The sequence below is a fragment of the Alteromonas sp. KUL106 genome (assembly GCF_009811415.1).
Lineage (GTDB): Bacteria > Pseudomonadota > Gammaproteobacteria > Enterobacterales > Alteromonadaceae > Alteromonas.
In genome coordinates this window covers 25968-48294 of sequence record NZ_BLIG01000028.1, presented here as the reverse complement: position 1 = coordinate 48294, position 22327 = coordinate 25968, and the positions used below count along the sequence as shown (strand labels likewise).

The 22327-nt window shown below is 46.9% G+C and carries 16 protein-coding genes; 8 read left to right on the top strand and 8 right to left on the bottom strand.

Annotation, left to right across the window (positions count from 1 at the left end; all coding sequences use genetic code 11):
* Positions 1–54: 54 nt before the first annotated feature.
* The 5 genes from GVO63_RS10905 (at position 55) to GVO63_RS10885 (ending at position 8004) form a co-directional block, all read left to right on the top strand.
* Complete coding sequence (locus GVO63_RS10905; protein WP_159579814.1) at positions 55–1200, top strand: efflux RND transporter periplasmic adaptor subunit; 1146 nt, start codon at positions 55–57, stop codon at positions 1198–1200.
* Between the two features lie 21 nt (positions 1201–1221).
* Positions 1222–4323, top strand: coding sequence for an efflux RND transporter permease subunit (locus GVO63_RS10900; RefSeq protein WP_159579812.1), 3102 nt, complete (start codon positions 1222–1224; stop codon positions 4321–4323).
* A 55-nt stretch (positions 4324–4378) separates the two neighbouring features.
* A complete protein-coding gene (locus GVO63_RS10895; RefSeq protein WP_159492158.1) occupies positions 4379–4879 on the top strand; it encodes a YqiA/YcfP family alpha/beta fold hydrolase in 501 nt (166 codons plus the stop codon).
* 306 nt (positions 4880–5185) lie between these two features.
* The gene (locus GVO63_RS10890; RefSeq protein ID WP_159492170.1) at positions 5186–7027 is read left to right on the top strand and encodes a bifunctional acetyl-CoA hydrolase/transferase family protein/GNAT family N-acetyltransferase; all 1842 of its coding nucleotides are present in this window, start codon (positions 5186–5188) and stop codon (positions 7025–7027) included.
* Positions 7024–8004 (top strand): histone deacetylase family protein, encoded by a 981-nt coding sequence (locus GVO63_RS10885; RefSeq protein ID WP_159492172.1) that lies wholly within the window; start codon positions 7024–7026, stop codon positions 8002–8004. The genes GVO63_RS10890 and GVO63_RS10885 overlap by 4 nt, the downstream gene beginning before the upstream one ends.
* Before the next feature lie 47 nt (positions 8005–8051).
* Here GVO63_RS10885 and GVO63_RS10880 read toward each other — a convergent pair whose 3' ends face one another.
* The 3 genes from GVO63_RS10880 to GVO63_RS10870 form a co-directional block, all read right to left on the bottom strand.
* Positions 8052–8795: a MauE/DoxX family redox-associated membrane protein gene (locus tag GVO63_RS10880; RefSeq protein ID WP_159579810.1), complete on the bottom strand. Its 744-nt coding sequence runs from the start codon at positions 8793–8795 to the stop codon at positions 8052–8054.
* A gap of 121 nt (positions 8796–8916) precedes the next feature.
* Entirely contained in the window at positions 8917–9435 is a 519-nt protein-coding gene (locus tag GVO63_RS10875) for a DUF6436 domain-containing protein (protein ID WP_159492174.1), read from the bottom strand.
* Positions 9436–9466: 31 nt separating this feature from the next.
* Positions 9467–10948 carry a methyl-accepting chemotaxis protein gene (locus tag GVO63_RS10870; RefSeq protein ID WP_159492176.1) on the bottom strand — a complete coding sequence of 494 codons (1482 nt, stop codon included), beginning with the start codon at positions 10946–10948 and terminating at the stop codon, positions 9467–9469.
* A 161-nt stretch (positions 10949–11109) separates the two neighbouring features.
* Between GVO63_RS10870 and GVO63_RS10865 the strand changes: the two genes are divergently transcribed.
* A complete protein-coding gene (locus tag GVO63_RS10865; RefSeq protein ID WP_159579808.1) occupies positions 11110–11988 on the top strand; it encodes a RimK family alpha-L-glutamate ligase in 879 nt (292 codons plus the stop codon).
* Between the two features lie 63 nt (positions 11989–12051).
* Here GVO63_RS10865 and GVO63_RS10860 read toward each other — a convergent pair whose 3' ends face one another.
* The 4 genes from GVO63_RS10860 to GVO63_RS10845 form a co-directional block, all read right to left on the bottom strand.
* Positions 12052–13494 carry a DUF3300 domain-containing protein gene (locus GVO63_RS10860; protein ID WP_159579806.1) on the bottom strand — a complete coding sequence of 481 codons (1443 nt, stop codon included), beginning with the start codon at positions 13492–13494 and terminating at the stop codon, positions 12052–12054.
* 154 nt (positions 13495–13648) lie between these two features.
* On the bottom strand, positions 13649–14263 hold the full coding sequence (ribA, locus tag GVO63_RS10855) for a GTP cyclohydrolase II (RefSeq protein ID WP_159492182.1): 615 nt from the start codon (positions 14261–14263) through the stop codon (positions 13649–13651).
* A 151-nt stretch (positions 14264–14414) separates the two neighbouring features.
* Positions 14415–17255 carry an EAL domain-containing protein gene (locus GVO63_RS10850; RefSeq protein ID WP_159579804.1) on the bottom strand — a complete coding sequence of 947 codons (2841 nt, stop codon included), beginning with the start codon at positions 17253–17255 and terminating at the stop codon, positions 14415–14417.
* 179 nt (positions 17256–17434) lie between these two features.
* Positions 17435–17761, bottom strand: coding sequence for a hypothetical protein (locus GVO63_RS10845; RefSeq protein ID WP_159579802.1), 327 nt, complete (start codon positions 17759–17761; stop codon positions 17435–17437).
* A gap of 104 nt (positions 17762–17865) precedes the next feature.
* Between GVO63_RS10845 and GVO63_RS10840 the strand changes: the two genes are divergently transcribed.
* On the top strand, positions 17866–18534 hold the full coding sequence (locus tag GVO63_RS10840) for a glutathione S-transferase (protein WP_159579800.1): 669 nt from the start codon (positions 17866–17868) through the stop codon (positions 18532–18534).
* Between the two features lie 16 nt (positions 18535–18550).
* Here the strand turns inward: GVO63_RS10840 and recQ are convergent, their stop codons facing one another.
* Entirely contained in the window at positions 18551–20392 is a 1842-nt protein-coding gene (gene recQ, locus GVO63_RS10835; protein WP_159579798.1) for a DNA helicase RecQ, read from the bottom strand.
* A gap of 403 nt (positions 20393–20795) precedes the next feature.
* Between recQ and GVO63_RS10830 the strand changes: the two genes are divergently transcribed.
* The gene (locus GVO63_RS10830; protein WP_159492192.1) at positions 20796–22133 is read left to right on the top strand and encodes a magnesium transporter; all 1338 of its coding nucleotides are present in this window, start codon (positions 20796–20798) and stop codon (positions 22131–22133) included.
* Positions 22134–22327 lie beyond the last annotated feature (194 nt).

Below are 22327 nucleotides of genomic sequence, written 5' to 3'. Positions count from 1 at the left end.
GAAACACAGGGCACATATCGTGTTCTGTAAAAGTTATTGGGAAATAGAAAATTTATGAGTCGCATTTTTTATGTTACTGCAGCATTGATGACACTGATTGGGGTTGTCGGGTGTTCAAACGAAGGTGAACAGTCACAGGCCGCTGCTCAGCAAGGTATGCCTGCGCCTTCAGTTTCAGTCGTTACGCTGAAAAAACAACCTGTAGTACATGAAATGGTGTTGCCAGGTCGGGTAAGCCCGTCTAGGCAGTCGCAAGTTCGCCCTCAGGTCGACGGTGTAATCACTGACCGCTTGTTCGAAGAAGGGGCTTACGTAGAGAAAGGTCAGCAGCTTTATCAAATCGACGAGGCACGCTACTTAGCGCAGTTAAACAGTGCCAAAGCCGATCTTAAAAGTGTAGAAGCCAACCTTAAAACCTTGGAAGCGAAGGCGCGTCGCTATGACGACTTAGTGGCACAAAATGCAGTGAGTAAACAAGAATACGATGATGTGATTGCGCAAAAAGATCAGGCGCAGGCAGCCATTAGCGTAGCAGAGGCGGCGGTAGCCGTGGCCAGAGTAAACATGGGGTATACCAAGGTTTACGCCCCCATAAGCGGCCGTATCAGTCGCTCCTTCGTTACTGAAGGTACGCTTGTTACCACTAACCAAGCCCAGCAGCTCGCGACAATAACGCAATTGGACCCAGTGTATATCGATATGCAGGAGTCTGGGGCATCTATCATCACGCTTCGTCAGTCTATGCACAAACAAGGGTCAATGGATGTTGAAGTAACAGTAGATGAAGTGACAGGTGAGCGCTACAACCAGACGGGCAGCGTAAAGTTCTCTGAAGTGACGGTTGACGAAAGTACAGGCTCAGTCACCCTGCGTGCTGAAATGCCCAATCCAGATGGTGTTTTACTTCCAGGTTTGTTCGTAAAAGGCCATGTCATCACAGGGCGCGAGAATGCACTGCTAGTTCCGCAGCGCGCGACCACCCGCCAGCCTGACGGTTCGCTGTCTGTTTATGTGGTAAATCAGAATAACGAGGTTGAGGGGCGAACTTTAGACATTGGCAAAATATACCGCGACCAGTATGTCGTAAAAAGCGGTGTCAGCGAAGGTGAGAAAGTTATTGTGACGGGTTATCAAAAGGTTAAGCCTGGCGCGAAAGTAAACCCATCGGATTGGCAACCGTCATCACGTGGCTCTCGATAGCAAACAAGGAATTTAAGTAATATGGCTCGTTTTTTCATAGACAGGCCCGTGTTTGCATGGGTGCTTGCAATTATCACTATGATGGCTGGTGTGCTAGCCATTACGTCTCTGCCTATTGAGCAGTATCCAAAGGTGGCGCCACCGTCAGTGACTATTTCTGCCTCTTACCCGGGGGCGTCGGCGGAAACCGTAGAGAATTCGGTAACGCAGGTGATTGAACAAAGCTTAACGGGTATTGACAACTTGCGCTATTTCTCGGCAAGTAGCTCAAATAGTACCATGTCGATTACGCTCACATTTGAGCCTGGAACAGACCCAGATATTGCGCAGGTTCAAACGCAAAATAAAGTACAAGGAGCGTTACCGCTATTGCCTGGACAAGTGCAGCAGCAGGGCGTTACCGTGACGAAGGCAAACAGTGCATTTGCCCTCGCCGTAGGCTTCTATTCCGAAGACGATACGATGACGCAGTACGACTTGAGTGACATGTTGGTGTCGAGTTTCCAAGACCCTATTTCTCGTGTTAATGGGGTGGGTAACGTCCGCGTCTTCGGCGCACAGCGCTCAATGCGTATTTGGTTGGACCCAGATAAACTGTATAGCTATAACCTTACCCCCACTGATGTTCAAGCGGCGGTTCAGGTGCAAAATACGGATGTGTCTGCGGGCCAGTTAGGTGGCATGCCGGCCATTGAAAACCAACAAATTAACGCGACTATTCAAGCGCAGAGCCGTCTTCAGACTACCGAAGACTTCGAAAATATCGTACTTCGTGTGAATACTGACGGCTCTCAGGTGCGGGTGCGTGATGTCGCTCGCGTAGAGCTTGGCGCACAAAGCTATGATGTTATTGTTCGCTATGATCGCAAACCAGCCTCAGGTATGGCCATTAGTTTAGCCTCTGGCGCCAATGCGTTAGACACGATTAACGCGGTAAAAGCGCGCGTTGAAGAGCTGCGTTCAAACCTACCAGATACGGTAAAAGTGGTGTATCCCGTTGATAGCTCTCCGTTTATTGAGCTATCTATTGAGTCGGTGGTACACACCCTAATCGAAGCGGTTGTGTTGGTGTTCTTAGTCATGTTGTTGTTCTTACAAAACTGGCGCGCCACGCTTATCCCTACTATTGCAGTGCCTGTCGTGCTGCTCGGTACGTTTGCCGTACTGCTTGCCTTTGGTTTTAGCATAAACGTGCTTACCATGTTTGCCATGGTGCTTGCGATTGGTCTATTGGTTGACGACGCCATTGTTGTGGTTGAGAACGTTGAGCGGATCATGGAAGAAGAAGGTTTATCGCCTGCTGAAGCCACGAAGAAATCAATGACACAAATTACCGGCGCTCTCGTGGGTATTGCAGCTGTTTTATCTACCGTTTTTATTCCAATGGCGTTTTTCAGCGGCTCAGCGGGAGCCATTTATCGTCAGTTCTCGGTAACAATCGTCTCGGCGATGGCGTTTTCTGTGCTGGTTGCTATCGTTCTTTCGCCGTCTTTATGCGCCACATTATTGAAAAAACATCCGGAAGATCATGATAAGAACAAGGGGTTCTTTGGGTGGTTCAACCGCACATTCAATAAAGGCCGCGACCGGTATCAACGCACTACGACTCATATGGCGAAGCGCGCTAAGCGGTATTTTGTTGTCTACGGATTATTAGTTGGCGGCATGGTTTTTATATTCAGCCAGTTACCGGGGGCATTCCTTCCTGATGAAGATCAGGGCCGCATGATGGTGTTAGTTAGCACTCCCCCTGGCGCCACTGCGGGGCGAACCCTTGAATCTATTAAACAGGTTGAAGACTACATTCTTGAAGAAGAGCAAGAAGCGGTAAACGGTATGTTTGCTGTGGTTGGCTTCAGCTTTGCCGGTCAGGCACAGAACGCAGGTATGGCGTTTTTGAACTTCAACGACTGGAGCGAGCGTGATGAAAACAATTCAGCTTTTGCCGTGACGCAACGCGCATTTGGCGCGTTCAGTCAAATTCAGGACGCGTCCGCATTTCCAATTGTACCACCGCCAATTATGGAACTGGGTAACGCCACGGGCTTTGATATGCAGCTCGTGGACCGCGGTGGTAATGGACATGAAGCGTTGATGAATGCTCGAAATCAGCTTCTGGGGATGGCCGCACAAAACCCTAAACTTTCCGGCGTACGTCCAAACGGGTTAAGTGATGTGCCACAGTTCAAAATTAACATTGATAGCGAGAAGGCATCAGCGCTGGGTTTGAATTTGAGCGAGATAAACAGCGCACTTCAAATAGCGTGGGGCTCAAGCTACGTTAACGACTTTATTGATAAAGGGCGTATTAAGCGGGTTTATATGCAGGCTGATCTACCCCATCGTATGACGCCAGAGGACCTTGATAAATGGTTCGTTCGCAACAGTGATGGTGAAATGGTCGCGTTCAGCACGTTCTCAACAACAGAATGGGTATATGGTTCGCCCAAGTTAGAGCGTTTTAACGGTATATCGTCGGTGAATATCCAAGGCAGTGCTGCGAAGGGGATATCTTCGGGTGAGGCAATGGCTGAAATGAAAAAGCTTGTAGAGCAATTACCGCCGGGCTTTGCTATTGAATGGTCTGGTCTGTCGTTCGAAGAACAAGAAGCCGGTTCTCAAGCCCCTATGCTTTATGCACTGTCAATTCTGATCGTTTTCCTTTGCCTAGCCGCGTTATACGAGAGCTGGTCAGTGCCTTTCGCCGTTATGTTAGTTGTGCCTTTGGGTATATTGGGCTCTGTAACAGCTGCGTTTATCTTTAACTTACCCAACGATGTTTACCTGCAGGTCGCGTTCTTGACGACAGTAGGTTTGGCCGCGAAGAATGCGATTCTCATTGTTGAGTTTGCTAAAGAGCAGTATGAAAATGGTGAAGATCTGATGACCGCTGTGTCAAATGCCGCGTCACAACGCTTCCGTCCTATATTAATGACGTCTATGGCGTTTATTTTAGGAGTAACACCGCTTGCGCTGGCCAGTGGCGCGGGTGCAGCAAGCCAGAACGCGATAGGGATTGCTGTGATGGGAGGCATGTTCGCCGCGACATTCTTGGCAATTTTCTTTGTGCCTATGTTTTACGTGATGGTAGAAAAACTGTTCCATAAAGAAGACAAGCGATAAGTAAGTGCGCTAGAGTGAGAAAAAACATTCACTTTTAAAAATAGGGACATTGGTAATGACCACTGTAGTATTCTCTCACGGCAAAGAGAGTGGACCTTGGGGCAGTAAAATCACCACGCTATCAAACGTGGCGAATGATATGGGCTTTGGTGTAGAAAGTATCGACTATCAAGATCTCGACTGCCCCGAAGCCCGTTTAGAACGATTAAAAGAAACCATTGCAGAAAAGTGCAACGACGTGGTTTTGGTAGGCTCAAGCATGGGCGGTTATGTATCGCTGGCGGCGGCAAGTCAGATATCGGCCAGAGGCGTATTCCTTATGGCACCGGCTCTTTATATGCCAAATTATAAAATTCAGCGTTTTCCGTACGATGGGTATGTCAGTTTGGTACACGGCTGGAATGACGATATCGTGCCAATTGAAAACAGCCTTAAATATGCCCGCCATCAAAAAGCGCAGCTTTTATTACTGAATGACGGTCATAGACTCGCAAACAGCAAATCTGTCATTTCGCCCTTCTTCAGAAACTGGTTGGAAAAGTTTCGATATCAGTAAGCGTGGGTTTGTAAGGCTTAACTCCTAATGATATGGCCGCGACCAGTAACGTAAAATGTCCGAAGCCTAGCAGCAAACACTGCTAGGCTTTTTTACACGTATGGATAATTATCTATGCGGGTTAGCATACCATTCCGCATAGATAATAACCCACTCAGCGAGACTTAAAATGTTCGTAATCGCGGCGTGTTACCGCAGGTATAGTGGATCTACGACCAATCGCTTATGGCTCGGGTATGAGCAAATGCGGGAAATCGTCTCTTTTTATGGCATGATGAGATATTGCGAGAAACAGGGCAGATGGATATGGCATTTAGTTTACCTCAGGCACCACAGTGGCCTTCGTTAATAAAATCTGGCTGCCGCGTCTTCGTAGGCGGCAATGCGTCAGTTCCCCACGCGCTAGTACAGCACCTTATTGATCACAGCGAAGGCTTCAGCGACATAGAGCTTGTGCATATGTTGGCATTAGGCGATACCCGTTGGGTTAAAGAAGAATATAAGAACCTATTTAAAGCAAACACCTTCTTTATCGGCGGGGAGGCCATGCGCAAAGCTGTGGATGAAGGGCGTGCTGACTATACCCCTGTATTCTTATCAGAAATATCAAGTTTGTTCAGTGATGGTACCCTTGCCTTAGATGCAGCTTTGGTAAACGTGAGTCCCCCTGATGAGTTTGGCTATTGCTCGCTAGGTCCCGCGGTAGATATTGCGATGTCAGCAATCAGACAAAGCAAAAAAGTTATTGCGCAAATTAATCCACAGGTTCCCAGAACCGCGGGCCACTCCTACATTCATATCAGCGAAATCACGGCGTGCATTGAAGCCGAAGAGCCCTTAGTAGAAGTAACACCACCGCCGATTGACTCGGTGGCTGAGCGTATCGGTCAGTATGTCTCTATGCTGGTTGACGATGGTGCAACGCTGCAGTTTGGTATTGGCAAAATACCCAGCGCAACCCTCAAATATCTCTGTAATCACAAGGATTTGGGGATTCACAGTGAAATGCTCACAGACAGCATTATTGAACTGTTAGAGTCGGGCGCCATTACAAACAAAAAGAAGACCTTTCACCCAGGTAAAATTGTGACAAGTTTTGCCATTGGTACGCGTAAGCTCTATGACTTAATTGACAGTAATCCGCATATTGAGTTTTACCCCAGTAGCTATGTGAATAAACCCACCAACATTGCTAAAAATGACAACATGGTCGCGATAAATAGCGCACTTGAAGTAGATTTGACGGGGCAGGTGGTGGCTGATTCGTTAGGTTATGATTTCTATAGTGGTATAGGCGGGCAAGTAGACTTTGTCACCGGAGCGTCTATCAGTAAAGGCGGCAAAGCCATCATTGCACTGCCTTCCACTGCAAAAAATGAAACGATATCTCGCATTACTCCGCGAATAAGCGAAGGCGCTGGGGTGGTGACGTCACGAGGGAACGTGCAGTATGTGGTAACGGAGTACGGCATTGCATCACTTAAAGGGAAGAGCATTCGAGAGCGCGCGCTCGAACTTATTCGTGTGGCGCACCCTAAATTCCGCGCGTCATTGCTAGAGGAGGTTCGCCAGCATTACTGGGTGCCTCATTATCAAGAAAAATACCCTACCGACATTCCAGAGCTAGGCGTTATTCAGCTTAAAAAGCTGAATATTCAGGGCGAGACATTTTACATGCGGCCGTTGAATCCAGCCGACGAGAGGCGCCTTCAAGAGTTTTTCTATTCTCATACTAAAGAGACGCTTAGGCTTCGATACAACTATGACCCTAAGCAAATGTCTCGCGAGAAGTCATGTAATTTGGTGTCGGTAGATCAAAGTTCAGACGCAGCGCTGTGTATTGTGAGGCAGGAGGGGTCTCGCATTACCATTCACGCCGTGGGTCGCTTTTATTACAACCCACATGACAATACCTGTGAAGCGGCCTTTGTAACCCGTGAAACCCAGCAAGGCAAGGGCATGGCCAGCCGGCTTTTAAATGAATTAATTAACGTTGCCAAGGTGCGGGGTATTGCAAAAATGATGGCTTACGTACGCGGTGACAACAGCCCGATGATAGCCATTTTTGAACAAGCGAAATTCAAAAGAAAGTTCACGGGTGATCCCAGTGACATAGAGTTGGTTCTAGATGTGGCATCATTGACATGACAATAAGAATTTTCCGTGGCAAGCACGGCACAAAACATGATTTAGGGAAAGACCACCCCGAATCGCCAGACCGATTATTTGCCATAGACGACCAGCTGCTTTCCTCTGGTCTAGACATGGTATGTGAGCATGCTGACGCGGCCCCTATTGCTGAAGCTTATCTGTCGCTTGCGCATGATCCTTACTATGTAAAAAGCGTTTTTGAACATGCAGCGCAAACGATGTTTAGCGATCACGAGAAGACACCCTATTCAGAGAATAAGGACGCTGTGGCATGGCTTGATGAAGACACTGGGTTGATGCGTCACAGTTTAACCGCTGCGTTAGAGTCAGCAGGTGCGGGTTGTAATGCGGTGGATTGGGTTATGGATGGAGAAGACAGACAAGCCTTTTGTGCAACCAGACCGCCAGGGCACCACGCGACCTACGACAGTGCCATGGGATTCTGTGTATTTAATAACATTGTTATTGCGGCACGCTATGCACTTCAAAACTATGAACTAAAGCGAGTAGCCATCATTGACTTCGACGTGCACCATGGCAACGGCACTGAACAAATTGTTGCCGGTGATCAGCGCATAATGTTGTGCAGCAGCTTTCAGCACCCGTTTTATCCCCATAGTGGCTCGCCTGTTTCTGCGAGCAATATCCTGTCTGTTCCCCTTGAAGCAGGCGCCACAGGTGATGTGTTTAGGGAAAAGGTTCAGCATTGGTTTAACGCACTTCGCAATTTTCAGCCGGAGCTTATTTTGATATCTGCAGGTTTTGACGCTCACGCAGAAGATCCTATGGCGCATTTGCGTTTAGTTGAGGATGATTACTTTTGGATAAGCGAGCAGCTGCGTCATATCGCCGACGAATGCTGCCATGGCCGCATCGTCAGTATGCTGGAAGGCGGCTATAACCTAAGTGCGCTGGGGCGCAGCGTAGTGTCACATATCAGAGGGATGAGCCAGCCCTCATCGATAACCTCCTAATGGTAAGATGCAATTTATTACCCAATACCTGACAAGCGCTGGCGAGGTTAAATTGCCAACCAGGTTAAGAGCATATATAAGCCAGCACCAAGCATAGCCAGGTTTTCTGTTAATGAAATAAAACCAAGAGGCAGGTCTGAATTGCCGCCCACACATGCGCATTTAAGCTCACGTTTATCCACATACACCGCTTTTATCACGGAGACTGCGCCAATGGCTCCGATGAAAATAGAAATGGGTGATACCATAAGTGCAGGTAGCCCAGAGAGCATGCCCAAGCCCGCGTATGCTTCAGCAAAGGGATAAACATACGCGTAGCGTACATGCTTCATAGCTAGCAAATCATAGGTAATAAATTGGTTTGAGAATGCAACAAGGTCTTGCAGCTTTTGTAGCGCTAGAATCACCATGGTAATACCGATAAAGTTCATGACAAAAGACATGACATCAGCGGGAATACCCCCTCTCATCATTAGCGCTGCGACCATCAATGCTGCTAGCGAGAAAATAACAATGATAGGCGTATAGCGAGAGCCGAATTCACTCTCCTGCTTTAAATTAAAGTAATCTCGTAAATCGTCGTAACCACCTATACGCTGATCATCAATAAAGGTTTGTGGCGTGGTTTTCACTCCGTGACTTTCTTTAAACTTGTCTGTTTCGCCGCGGCTAGTCAAATGGTGGTCGTCAACAACAAAGCCCTGCCTCTCCAACAAGTCTTTCGACTTTAACCCAAATGGACAGATGTGACTGGGCGTGACCATACGATAGAGCGTAGCGTGTTTTGACATCATCGACTCCTTGTAATCCTTTCCGCCATTTGCTGTGTGCGAGTAAAAACTACACATATTTTGGTGAAGTGCTGGCGGTAATGGGTATTAATAGATGATGTTACATAATGTGTGCCAGTCGTTAGCAAAAACACCCTTCAGCGTCGGCATTAATCACTGCGCCACGGTATGGAGACTGTGTCGCGTAGCTCACTACTTGCTGAACAAGGTTCTTACCGGTAAAGCAACCATATCCCGTGGCATAGGGGCCTAAATAGCGCAAATGGTTGCGCTCATCCAAAACAATCAGGGCGGGTACAGCAGGTATGATTTTTTGTAACTCTGGAATATCTTCCAGATTCACGCGTACACTCTCATAACGGCTGCCAAGCTGAGTAGAAAGCTGTTGTTGATGAGGCGCGGAAAGGGTCTCACAATAGCAACGAGAGGCCGTGCCTACATGCACTATAGAGCCGGCTTTGATGTTTTCATGATTAAGTAATTCGACAAGCTGTGTGTCAAATTGAGTGGCGGTCGTAAGGTGAAGCAGTGTGCCGTCTGGGTCGAATAAAGACAGTTGGCGCTGACCATAAACTAACAGGGCGGCAAGTAAACTCACCGCCCATACTAGCAAAAGCGTCCACCGCCATGGCGCGCGCATGGTGTCTAATGCCTTAAAGCAGGGCTACACATTATAGTTTGAAACGCTCAATGGCGTTTCGCATGCGTTTTGAAATCTGTGATAGCATCTCAACTTCTTGGGCGAGCGACTCTGCGGTTGCAAGCTCTTGAGAGGTAAATTCGCTGAGACGTGCGGTACTCTGTGCAATAGAGGCTGACGCCGTTTCCTGCTCTACCGCCGACGTTGCGATCTCCGTCATGCTCTCACTTGCATCACGAATTTGCTGCATGATCCCGGTCATTGCTGAGGTAGCGTCGTTACTAGAAATTACAGCTTCATCAACAAGCTTAATACATCTCTGCATTTGCTCAACTGAGCTCGCTGTTTGCGAAACCAATTGTTCGGTAATACTGGTAATCTGGTCTGCACTTTCTTTAGAGCGGATTGCTAAGGTGCGAACTTCATCGGCCACGACGGCAAAACCACGACCATGTTCACCTGCACGCGCAGACTCAATGGCTGCGTTTAACGCAAGAAGATTCGTTTGCTCTGCCACCGCCGTAATTGAGCGCATAGACTCAGAAATATGAGCACACTGTTCGTTTAGCGCTGAATTTGTCTGCGCAGCTGCATTTAACGTGTTGCGCAGTGAGTCGATGGTACTGCTTGTATTAGAAATGGTGTCACGAGTGCTTCGTGATGAAGCCTCAGCGGAAGATGCTTTGTCACTGGCAAGGGTAGTTTGCTCAGTAGAAAGCTGCATAGTTTGTGCAATTTCTTCAGACGATGCCGATACCATGGCAATTTCCTGATCGGTATTACGGCTTATCTCGAACATGTTATTAGCCGCAAGTTCCATCTTTCCACATCCACTCACCACCTCATCGGTAAGGTTTGACGCTAGTTCCACGAGTGCTCTGACTTGGTCTATGAGATCGGCAAACGGTCTGACGATTTTATGCTTGCGATTGAGCGCTACACCTAAGTCGAGCTTGCCATTGTCTTTTTGCATGGACTCAATAGCTAGACGTAATTCTGCTGCGCCCGCGCCCTCTTGATGGCTCTGTCTAGCGATGTACATTAATACGCCGCCTTCCGCTAATGCAAAAGCCGCATGCATCAGCAGGATTGGGAAAGTGACATGACCTTCTTCAAAAATGAACACCGATGCGCCACCGGCCTGTAATAAGAAAAATGAGATATGATGAACGGCCACCACCGCCGTACCGGTAGCAACGACTTTCCAATCTCTAAAGCACGATAAAAACGCAAGCAGCACGAAGATTTCAAAATGAATTTCAATTAAGCCAAAAGACTGGTGAATGTGTAATGCCGTGAGCAACTGAACGCCAATTGCCATAGCGTGTCGGCTTAGTGAAGAATAGGGATCTTGAAGGCTCAATATTAAGGGAACGGCAGCAATCGGCACGCCGAAAATGAAAGCAGGCAATAATTCCCCGGTAAAAAGACCAATAGCCACAGCAATAATAAGCTGAACAATGATCACTACTCGAAAAATCTTGTGTCCATCAAGAAGCCAAGGGTACTGCATGTCATTCTCCGACAAGTAGGTGAACTGAAATTGTAGGTTAGAAGTTCGATCTATGCTAATTTTCGCTATTTTACGTAAACCGGCGTTTTTTAACCATTTAACTTTTGTCTAGTCGTCTTTTTTTGGAGGCTATGACGCTATTTTCTCTCGAGGAGAGTCACATGCCATCAGTCGCTTTTCTTTCCACAGACAATCTTGAAGACTTTTTCGTTTATGACGAATTATTGGTGCCGTATTTCAATCAACAAGGTTGGAAAGTAGACACGGTATCATGGCACAAAACAACTGAAAACTGGAGCCGGTTTGACTATGTTATCGTGCGAAGTACTTGGGACTATCAGCAACACGCAGAGGCTTTCCTTCATTGTCTGAAAGAGATAGATGCATCAACAGCAACCTTGTTAAACCCGCTGGCGCTGATGCAGTGGAACATTGAAAAGTACTATCTGAAGGACCTCAAACGTGAAGGGGTTCCCATTGTAGATACACGATGGGAAACCACGTTTAATAACGATGTTATAGACAGTGCGTTTGAACAATTTGACAGTGAGGCAATAGTCATAAAACCTGTTTTGAGTGCAAATGCTGACGACACATTTAGGCTTAAGCGCGAGAGTTGGTCAGAAAGCGCCTCTCTCCTAGCTAAGACCTTTGAACAGCGGCACTTCATGATCCAGCCTTTCCTCTCTTCCATTGTAGAAGAAGGAGAGTACTCATTATTTTATTTTGGCGGTGCATTGAGCCATGCGATTAAAAAAGTGCCTCAGAAAGGGGACTTTCGCGTGCAAGAAGAGCACGGTGGAAGCTTGCACACGGTAAATGTGGACAGTGCTCAACGCGTTATCGCAGAAAAGGCGCTTGCAGCGATGCCCTGTGATGCCCTTTATGCCCGCGTTGATTTGGTGAAACAAAACAACCAGTGGGCGGTTATGGAACTGGAGCTTATTGAACCCTCTTTGTATTTTAATCTAGATGAACGCTCCCCTTTGCGGTTTGTAGACGCGCTGTTGAAGGTGCATGAAGTCGCCAACAATAGATGAGCCTATTAGCCAATAAGTGGTATTCAAAGGCGAGCAATCCTTGCAGCGCCTTTGTTAGTGGTGTTAACGTTTTTCATAGTGACCCTTGGCAACGCTTCGCCCTTCTCGCGCTATTTGTTTTTGCGAGCCACTATGGTTGCTTCGTTTGTAGTCGTTGCTATTGCGCTCACTTCGCATAGGCTTACTGCTCGCCTTCGCTACTGAACGCTGTACAGGGCTAGCTCTTTCTACACGCCCTTTGCCGGTATTGTGTTCAGGCAATCGTCGCTCGCCAGCGTTTTGCTTAACCTGCTTATGCACCTTTGAGTTAGGCGAGAGTCTGGCAGGCTTGTCTCTTTTTAACTGTGCTAACGTGCTTTCCTTTGTAGGTTTGTTGTTTTTGGCTATCTTTTGATTACGCTTAAGTGCGTGCTCAATAGAAGGTTTGTGTTTGACAGTGCCTTGCTGGGTTTTAACGCGATGTTCTCGAAGTGCTGTGACCTTCTTTGGTTCAATGGTTCGTTTTATAGGCTTACTATCACCGGTGCGCGATACGGACCCACCCGAGTACTTTTCATTATAGCGAGGCGATGAATCCATTGTCCTTACTTGCCTATCAGACAGAGGCTTTATTCGCATTGCCCCCGCTTTGTCGTAGCGTGAAGGAGCGCTATGCACTACATGATTAGAATAACGTGCTCGGCGGTGCACCGTGTTGTGCTCCCATCGACGATACTCGCGGTTACTCACGCGTTTTCTGGGGCTCCCATGATAATAGCGACGCACGGGGTCTCGGTGTATCACTACATGGCGGTTGTGCCAGTGAACACTGCCAAAAAAGAAAAACGTAGAAAGGCGAAGGCTAGGCGACCAAAATACATTGCTATGATGGTGGTAGTTAACGTGATGACGCCAGCGCACGGGTGAGGTTGCATGCCACCAATGGCCATAGACAACATGCGGGTCGTAATAGGGCACATAGACGACTTCTCGTTGGCGAGGTTCTATGTAGATTATTTCTCGGGTTTTTTCTCGCTCGGTTTCTACCTCAATGTAGTCATTTGTCACTAAATTGCCGGTATTGTGCGCATGCTGTCGAAGTACCTGGACACGGTCGAGCACGCGACTTTGATCAATGAGCACGTTATCGCCCAGTTGCTGCAACCATTCAAGGTCGCTGGCCATGGTGTTTAGCAAATCAGTAAAAGGGGCGAGGGCCTTTACGCTTGGGTCCCAATCGACGTTGGTAAGTACATTTTCTACTTGTTCAGCCGTTAGGTGCTTATTGCTTTGACGCCAGCGATCGGCAGCCACCACATCTAGCGGATAAGTAGACGCAATTAAAATATGAGTAAGCAGAGTATCTGGGTAAAGCGCAATCGGGGCGAGCACGCTGTCGAGTTGGGCATCAGAATATTGCTCAATTGACGCGCCGATCTGCGTCACGTTTGCGCTCGTTTGCGCCAGTGCAGGAAGTGTCGCGGCACTTGAAAGCGCTACTATCACAGTTAAGGCTATGTTTTTCATACATTTTCCTTACATTGCACTATCGACAAAAGGCGTTCGCTAGGCGCAATGTGGTAAGTCTGTATACGTTATAACCAACCTATGATTAACCGAAGCTGAATAGAAAACGCCCATGTTAAACATGGGCGCTTTAGAGAGTTTTATAGCAGACGTGCTATTTAAAGACGTGTGGGTCGAATGCGTGACCTAACTTCTCTGTTTTCGTTTTCAAATAGTGCTTGTTGTCTTTGGTGATGCCGTGATCTATTGGCTTTCTGCCTACTACATCGATGCCCAATGCTTTTAGCGCCGCCAACTTTTTAGGGTTATTGGTCATCAGCTCAACGTGTTTCACGTTCAGTGTGTCGAGCATAAGTTTGCAGATGTCATAACTTCTTAAGTCTGCATCAAAGCCAAGGTGCTCGTTTGCTTCCACCGTGTCCATGCCGCTGTCTTGAAGGTTATAGGCGCGAATTTTGTTTAACAGGCCGATGCCGCGCCCTTCTTGTCGCAAATATAGCAATACGCCGTAGCCATTCTCGACAATATTCTGCATGGCTTTTTCTAGTTGAAAACCGCAGTCACATCGCGTGCTAAATAACGAGTCGCCGGTTAAGCATTCTGAGTGAATACGAATGGGAACGACGTCTTCTTCCTTCCATTCGCCATAGGAAAGGGCGACGTGCTCTTGGCCGCTCGCTTCGACAAAGCCGTGTATTTTAAAATCACCCATACGCGTAGGTAATTTTGCGGTACTGACATATTCGTATTTAGGCTGTTTGCTACTCATGTTACTTCTACACTTTAGACAGTGGGCATTAAGTGGGGATGACTTCTTTTTTTGCAAGTCTATCATTTAATTATCTATGCGGATTAGCATTATACGCGCGTAGACGCTTCAGCTATCACTTTTTTCGCATAAAGCCCATTAAGAATGATTATTACAAGGGCTGAAAGTCACGTAACGGAGCCGGTTTGGCAACGCCATACCCTTGGGCGAAATCGATTCCCATTTTACCCAATTGGGCCATCGTGCCCTCATTTTCGACAAATTCACCGACGGTCTGCATACCCATTGCTTTTGCGACATCATTGATAGAGGCAACCATCGCTGTATCGACGCTGTCGTTAAGCATATCCTTAATGAACATCCCGTCAATCTTTACCTGACTAACCGGCAAACTTTTGAGATAGCTGTACGAAGAGAAGCCACTGCCAAAATCATCTAATGCAAAAGAGCAGCCAAGGCGATTGAACGTACGCATAAAAGCGAGTGTGTCATCCATTTTAATAATGGCGACAGACTCAATGACTTCAAAACAAATTTTGTCATAAGGAATATTGAACGTTTCGAAGGCGTTCAGTATGAATAATGTGAAGTCTCTGTCTGCCAGAGAGTGGCAGTTCAGGTTAATACTGCACCGCCTTAATTGTGATAGGTGTTCAGGATTTTCTGATAACCATTTAAACGTATTGGTTACGACCCACTTATCTACGTTAACGTTCATTTCAAAGCGCTCAGCGGTAGGTAAGAAGTTCGCGGGTTCAACCAACGCGCCGTCTTTCTCTCGAAGTCTCAATAGCACTTCGTAGTAATGCCCGTCGCTGGTTTTATTTAGGGGGCGCAATGATTGATAGTAAAGCTCGAAACGCCCTTCCTCTAACGCATTGTTAATGGATGATACCCAATCTAGCTCGCGCTGATAGCGCTGCATGCTTTCATCATCTTTGTTGTATCTGTGAACTTGGTTTCTACCCTGTTCTTTCGCAAAGTAGCAGGCGGCATCTGCCATGCTCATGTATTGTCCCGGGGTCACTTCGCTATCATCGCAAACCACCATACCTATACTGACGCCTAAGTTGAAAATGCGGTTGTCCCACATAAATCGGTATGCTTGCACCGCATTCAATATTTTGACTGCGTTTTGGCATACCTCATCAGCGCTGAGTGCGGAATATATAATGCCAAATTCATCCCCACCTAGTCGGCCAATTTGTGCATCAGGCGTGAGGGTGTTTTCGATTAATCGCGAAATGTCTTTGATTAGCACGTCACCAGCCTTGTGCCCGCATGTGTCATTGACCACTTTAAAACGGTCTAGATCGATAAAAAGCATGCAAACAGGAATGTCATTTTGTGCGCTCACTTTTTCCCTAAAGAGGGTTTCAAACTGACGCCTGTTGTATACCCCTGTTAGCGAGTCGTGAGTGGCCAAATATTGAAGACTAAGGTCAGACTGTTTTTTCTCAGTGATATCAATAATGGAGCCGTACAGAAAATTGCCTTCCTCGCTTTCCCTCATTTGACAAGATAAGGAGAACCAAAACTCGCTGCCGTCTTTGCGTTTTCCACGAATTTCCTTTCCAGTAACGAAGCCTTGCTGAGACACCTTGCCTAATAAAACTTGCCTATCTTCAGGTGACGCATAAAACGTTGATGTGTTCACTGCTTCTAAAAGCATTTCATCCTCGCTCTCATAGCCAAACACTTTGCACATGGCGGGGTTCACGGATATTAGCTTTCCTTCCCACGTTGACGTGTAGTGACCTTCCGCCGAGTTTCTGAATAAATCGTAAAAGTGGTTCAAGCTAGCAATGGTTGCTGCCTGCGTTGATAGTTTGTGCTGATTTTTCGCTTGCTCCTTAGCGATGACAGAAAATCCAAAACACAGGAACCCAAGGATGACGAATATCAACATACCCATAGTCACCCCAACGGTGTAAACAAGGTCACTGAAAAGCGTGAGCGTCACTAATGCGTAGAATGCGAAAAACGACAACCATGCAAGGATGTACGTCGTGCTGACGATACGGCTCTGGTTGTCTTTGAAAACCAGCGCGAGTGCCACCTGGTAAAGACCCATAGCTGCAGTGAGCAGTAACAAAGTGAGGGTGGTGTTGTAGGCGTTCGTGGTCAAGCAGTAGAGCGTTGCTGCAATAGGTAAGGTGTAGTTAACGAGCCGTAATACCAAAGGAACCCGTGTAAAAAGATGGTGGTTTACCTTCGCGACGCAAAGTAAAAGCATGCCAAGGCATACGGCGTAAAAGTTTTCACTGGCATTAGTCAGGTTAGGCCAAAGTGCGAGCCCACCCTCTGTAATAAACAGTAAAGCAATGATAACCAGGGTGGCCATGGTGAGCCAAAAGCGGGTGGGTATACGCTGATTCAAATAGGAAAATAAGTAATAAAACGCGATAACCGTTAGCGCCCCAAATATCGCTCCGAGCAACGTCAACATGTTTGTGTCGTGCTGCGCTAGCACGTCTCTTTCCCACAGAGCAATTGGGAAGTATTTAAGGCCCTTGTCGTTAACGGAAATTAATAGCTGAGCATCTTGATAAGGTTGCAGCGTAAACGCCATTCGTATGTTGGGGATGGGCTGTTTTAGCGAAAAGTCGCCTTTTCCGGCTTGATAGCGATAAGACTTAATTATGCGCTGACTGCTGTCGAGTAAATAAATTTGCAGGTCGTCAACGTTAAGCCTTTCTATGTTAAGAACCAGCGGGATAGGGCTATAGCCAGAATGATGAAGCTTGGTTGAGTACCATATTTGCTCATGCGCTTTTGAGCCTGACAACGATGGCTTTGATGAATGTCCGTTTAGAATATCAAAATAGGTGGCACTGTTAGGAGCAAGAGAAAGCTCTGCATGTTGATTAATAATAGTGCGTTCAAAAGACTCATCGATTACAAGTTGACTGCCTGCCAGCGCGTTACAGCAAGTCATTATCAAACTAATGAGCAAAGCTGCTGCGTACTTTGTATACCGGGCTATTACCACGCGTTAATTCCTTTCAGCACTCGATATGGGATCACTCGTTTAGCAAAACGTTTTGCCGCGATATTCGATAACCCATTGTGTATCTTTAGAATAATACTAGTCAGGCTCAAAAGCCAAACACAAAGCAAAGGAACCGAAGAGGCCTTAGGCACGGTTATACCAATCCGCTGAGTGGGTAATTATCTATGCGGACTGGTATTAATATAATCAAAAATAGTATTGGCGGATTGTTGTGTACCGATAGGCTCTAGCCAGATTGCTTCGCAAAGCCACTCTATACATAGCATGCATTGAAAACCCGTGTCGTCAGATTTGGTGGTAAGAATGGTTTGAAAGCGATCTGCACCCCAGTCGGACTCGGACGCCGAGAAGTTAAACAGCATACAAAAATGCGCTAGCCACTGGTGGGTTTTCAGTGGCGTGGCGGGAAGCTCAAGGCAAATTTCAACGCTTTGTCCGCTGATTTTTGCGTTTTGCTGAACATCATAAAGAGTAAAAGGTTGCATAGTTCTGTCAATTTATAGGTGTATGTAAACCTGCTAGCAGTTATAACTGTATATAGTACAACACAATAAAAACAGCGTTAATCCAAGCGCATTAAGGACGGGGTATGCTAACACTACATCATTTAAATAACTCTCGCTCACAGCGAATACTTTGGCTACTTGAAGAGCTACGCGTAGAGTATAAAATAGAATTCTATCAAAGAGATAGTCAAACAAACTTAGCGCCAGACTCATTGCGAGCAGTTCATCCGCTAGGTCGCTCTCCGGTACTTTCAACGCCCCACGGTGCCATTGCTGAATCTGGCGCTATCGTTGAATATCTTGTGCGTCATCACGCTACCGACTCCTTTTCTGTGCCACAAGACCCTGAAGCACTTCAGCAGTATTGGTTTTGGCTTCATTTCGCAGAAGGGTCTCTTATGCCGCCCCTTGTTGCGAATCTGGTGCTAGAAAAAGCGCGTCAAAAAGGGTCTAAGCCATTTTTTATAAAACCGATTACGAACAAGCTGATTGACGGAATTTTAAATGCGTATTACGGCCCTAACTTAGCGCAGAGCCTACGTTATGTAGAATCTTATTTATCGAAAAATACGTGGTTTGCTGGTGACGAGCCTACTGGCGCCGATGTTCAAATGATTTTCCCGTTGGAGTCACTGGTGGCGAGCGGTAGAGCGAAAGATTTCAGCGCAATACAAGGCTATGTTAAGCGCGTACACGCAAGAGAAGCTTACAAAGCAGCATTAGAGAAAGGCGGCGAATACGCATACGCATAGGTGCCTTTCATTCCCGCTAGTGTTCGCGATTAATATAGTCATCAATTAATTGAATAAAGGCGTCGCCGTATCGCTCTAGCTTGGTTTGGCCTACACCACTCACGTCTAACATGGTGTTACGCGTGGTGGGTAGCCTGCAAGCCATATCAACGAGTGTGGCATCACTAAATACCACATACGGTGGCACTTCGTTTTCTTCCGCCAGCACTTTACGCAAATGTTTAAGCCGGGTGAACAACGTTCGGTCGTAATTGGCGGGTGCCTGTTTGGCTTTTTGTTTGTCAGGCTTAAATTCAAGCCGTGGTACGGCAAGTTGAACCGCAACGTCACCCTTTAGCACCGGTCGCGCGGCTTCGGTTAATCGCAGTGCCGCGTGAGCTGTAATGTCGACACGAATAAGGCCTTTGTGTACCAGCTGATTGATAATGTTGTGCCAATAGCTATCTGACTTGTCTTTGCCAATGCCATAAGTCGAGAGCTGGTGATGCCCAGCTTCTTGAATTCGACGCAACTGCTTTCCTCGCAGCACATCAATAACATATTGACTGGCCGCTTGCTGTGACAGCCTAAGTACGCAGGACAAGACTTTTTGCGCGATGACTAAACCGTCGATCATCTTGGGCGGGTCAAGGCAAATATCACAGTTACCGCAGGCGCTGTCGCTAAATTGAGAAAAATAGTTGAGTAACACTTGTCTGCGACACGTTTGCGCCTCTGAAAATGCCTCCATGGCTGCGAATTTTTGCAACTCAATTTGGTTTCGTTCGGCAATTTCGCCTTGCTCAATCCATTGTTTTACGCGAGCTGCATCTTTCTCATCAAATAGCAGCAACGCTTCAGATTCTAACCCGTCTCGACCAGCGCGTCCGGTTTCTTGATAATAACTTTCTACACTGCGGGGCACATCGTGATGAACAACATAGCGAACGTTAGACTTATTAATGCCCATGCCAAAAGCCACGGTAGCGACCACAATGTCTACCTTGTCATTGAGAAATTGACGCTGAACCAGTTCGCGCTCGTCGTTATCCATGCCTGCATGATAAGCAGCGCAGCGAAAACCTTGCCTGAAAAGCTTGGCGTGTAGGTCGTCTACTTTTGCTCGGCTATTGCAGTAAATGATGCCGCTGCCTTCTTGTTGTTTCACATACGCTACCACTTGGTCGAAGGCTTTGTACTTACTCATTACTCGGTAGCGAATATTGGGTCTGTCAAAACTGCCTTTGTAAACCAATGGTGCTTGTAAGTTGAGTTGCGTCAATATATCAGCTTGAGTTGCCGTGTCCGCCGTGGCGGTTAATCCGATAACAGGAATGTCTGGAAACCGAGATTTTATTTGTCCGAGCGCGCGATAATCTTGCCTAAAATCATGCCCCCAGTGCGATACGCAATGTGCTTCATCAATAGCAAACAGGCTAATATCAGCGCGGGACAGTGACTGCTGAAAGTAATATTGCATCAGGCGTTCAGGCGACACGTAGAGAAGGTCAAGCTTGCCTGCTTGCAGTGCATCGTTAATACGAGCCTGTTCATCTGCTTCTAAGGTAGAATTGAGGTACGCCGCTTTCACACCTAAGGCTTTAAGTTGCTCTACCTGATCTTGCATTAATGAAATAAGGGGAGAAACGACAATAGCCGTACCGCTTCTCACCAGAGCAGGGATCTGGTAGCACAGCGACTTACCCCCTCCAGTGGGGAGTAAAACGAGTGCGTCTTTACCTTCACATACGTGGTGAATGACTTCGCCCTGACCGTCGCGAAATGCGTCATAACCAAAGACATCTTTTAAGATAGTTTCTGGTGTTTTAGCGCTTTGCGTTTGAGGTTCGGATTCTGATGAAGCTATTGCAGTTGTCATGGCGCTGGATTTTACGCGTTTTTGACGATGTCTTCACGGGGCAATTGCAAAAACTAGACTAAAATTCAGCGATAATTTTGCATATCACATTCCCAAAGTGCTTAATGCCGGTGGTTTATTATTCAACTCATGGGCTGCCTTAAACTATAAACTGTGTCAGTAATCATGCTCACGCTACTTTGGACGTTTGGGTATAGTCTGTGTACTGAACTAACGCTTACGTTTGGTCAAAACAGTGAATAGGTACCTGAACGCGAGATAATAAAATGTTCAGGGGCTGTGATTGTTATAACATCAAGTTATGAACAGTCATGTCATTGCGTTTTTTCATGATAATATGTTCAAAGCTCGAATAAATTCGACGAGTGCGCGTGATGTCAGTGGTATCAAAGGAGGGTGTAGCATGGCTGAGCCATTACCAGATTTAATTCAAGAGATTGTCACTGACAGTATGGGTGATGATCCGGCAACGCTATTGGCCGCGCTTAGCGGACAAGACGAGGTCTACATCGCATCACTTTTAGAAGCACTGCCCGTCGAAAAACGTTTGGCGGTATGGGAGGGCATTCCCCGTGATCGCAAGCTCGATGTACTTGTTGAAATGCGAAGCGACCCCCGTGAAATTCTTATCGACAATACGCCGCATGACGAGTGGGCGTCTATCTTTGCGGGTATCGACGCTGAAGATTTACTAGAGCTTCTTGATTCACTGCCTAAACGCCTGGTCGACATGGCCTATGAGTCTCTTGACTCCAAAGAGCGTAAATATTTTAGGGAGGCGACTCAGTTTCCCGATAATCAAATAGGCCACTGGGTAAACCACGAACAGCTCGTTTTGCCGTCTAATGCTAAGGTGCGAGAAGGGTTGCGTTTACTTAGAAGAGAAGTGCCACAGCACTGTGACAGTATTTTTTTGGTCAACCGTTCTGGACAGTTTTCAGCTTTAGTAAAGATCAGTCATCTTTTTACCGCGCAGGACCACGTGTCGCTTTTCGACTTATCAGAAGAGAACGTGACCACTATCCAGGGGGCTGACGACACAATGAACGCCTCCCTTGTTGTGCAGCGCTCTGGGTTGGCATCGTTACCCGTGGTCGACGAAAATAATAAGTTGCTTGGCCGTTTGGATGTAACGTCAGCCAGTGAGTTGGTGAATGAATTTTACGAGCGCCAAGTGATGGCTTCGGCGGGTATGGATGAAGACGAAGACTTATTCTCGCCGGTGGCTAAAAGTGCGCGAAACAGAGCGTTGTGGTTAGGTATTAACTTGCTCACAGCATTCCTTGCTTCATGGTTTATTGGTTTGTTTGAAGGCACACTACAACAGGTTGTAGCGCTTGCCGTATTGATGCCTGTAGTTGCAAGTATGGGCGGTATTGCTGGTAGCCAAACCCTGACGTTGATTGTACGCGGCTTGGCCTTGGGGCAGGTGACCCCCGCTAACTTGCGTGCACTGATGGTGAAAGAGCTTAAAGTTGGTGGGGTGAACGGCGTCATCTGGGCGTTAGTAATAGGCGTGGTTGCTTATTTTTGGTTTACCGACGCCATGTTGGGTTTGGTTATCTGTTTAGCCATTCTATTTAACATAGTGGCCGCTGCGCTAGCGGGGGTATTTGTACCGGTTATTCTTGATAAGCTTAAAATAGACCCTGCGTTGTCAGGCTCAGTGATCCTTACAACGGTAACCGATATCGTAGGCTTTGTAGCGTTTCTCGGTTTGGGAACGTTGTTTTTACTTTAAACAACGTTATTACGCTGCATTGTTAGCGTAATACCAGTCCGCAAGGTCACGTTGCTCTAAGTGGCCTTATTAAAAAACCACCGATGTTACACAGCAATCGGTGTCTTATCCTTATTGGAAAGCAGTAAAGGTTGTGTATTTGTTGAGCCTGATAAACAATACGCGCCTTATTACCTTGAATGCCTTTGGAGTCA

Coding starts and splice junctions, on each gene's coding strand:
- GVO63_RS10905 (WP_159579814.1), top strand. CDS start 55: ATGAGTCGCATTTTTTATGTTACTGCAGCATTGATGACACTGATTGGG.
- GVO63_RS10900 (WP_159579812.1), top strand. CDS start 1,222: ATGGCTCGTTTTTTCATAGACAGGCCCGTGTTTGCATGGGTGCTTGCA.
- GVO63_RS10895 (WP_159492158.1), top strand. CDS start 4,379: ATGACCACTGTAGTATTCTCTCACGGCAAAGAGAGTGGACCTTGGGGC.
- GVO63_RS10890 (WP_159492170.1), top strand. CDS start 5,186: ATGGCATTTAGTTTACCTCAGGCACCACAGTGGCCTTCGTTAATAAAA.
- GVO63_RS10885 (WP_159492172.1), top strand. CDS start 7,024: ATGACAATAAGAATTTTCCGTGGCAAGCACGGCACAAAACATGATTTA.
- GVO63_RS10880 (WP_159579810.1), bottom strand. CDS start 8,795: ATGTCAAAACACGCTACGCTCTATCGTATGGTCACGCCCAGTCACATC.
- GVO63_RS10875 (WP_159492174.1), bottom strand. CDS start 9,435: ATGCGCGCGCCATGGCGGTGGACGCTTTTGCTAGTATGGGCGGTGAGT.
- GVO63_RS10870 (WP_159492176.1), bottom strand. CDS start 10,948: ATGCAGTACCCTTGGCTTCTTGATGGACACAAGATTTTTCGAGTAGTG.
- GVO63_RS10865 (WP_159579808.1), top strand. CDS start 11,110: ATGCCATCAGTCGCTTTTCTTTCCACAGACAATCTTGAAGACTTTTTC.
- GVO63_RS10860 (WP_159579806.1), bottom strand. CDS start 13,494: ATGAAAAACATAGCCTTAACTGTGATAGTAGCGCTTTCAAGTGCCGCG.
- ribA (WP_159492182.1), bottom strand. CDS start 14,263: ATGAGTAGCAAACAGCCTAAATACGAATATGTCAGTACCGCAAAATTA.
- GVO63_RS10845 (WP_159579802.1), bottom strand. CDS start 17,761: ATGCAACCTTTTACTCTTTATGATGTTCAGCAAAACGCAAAAATCAGC.
- GVO63_RS10840 (WP_159579800.1), top strand. CDS start 17,866: ATGCTAACACTACATCATTTAAATAACTCTCGCTCACAGCGAATACTT.
- recQ (WP_159579798.1), bottom strand. CDS start 20,392: ATGACAACTGCAATAGCTTCATCAGAATCCGAACCTCAAACGCAAAGC.
- GVO63_RS10830 (WP_159492192.1), top strand. CDS start 20,796: ATGGCTGAGCCATTACCAGATTTAATTCAAGAGATTGTCACTGACAGT.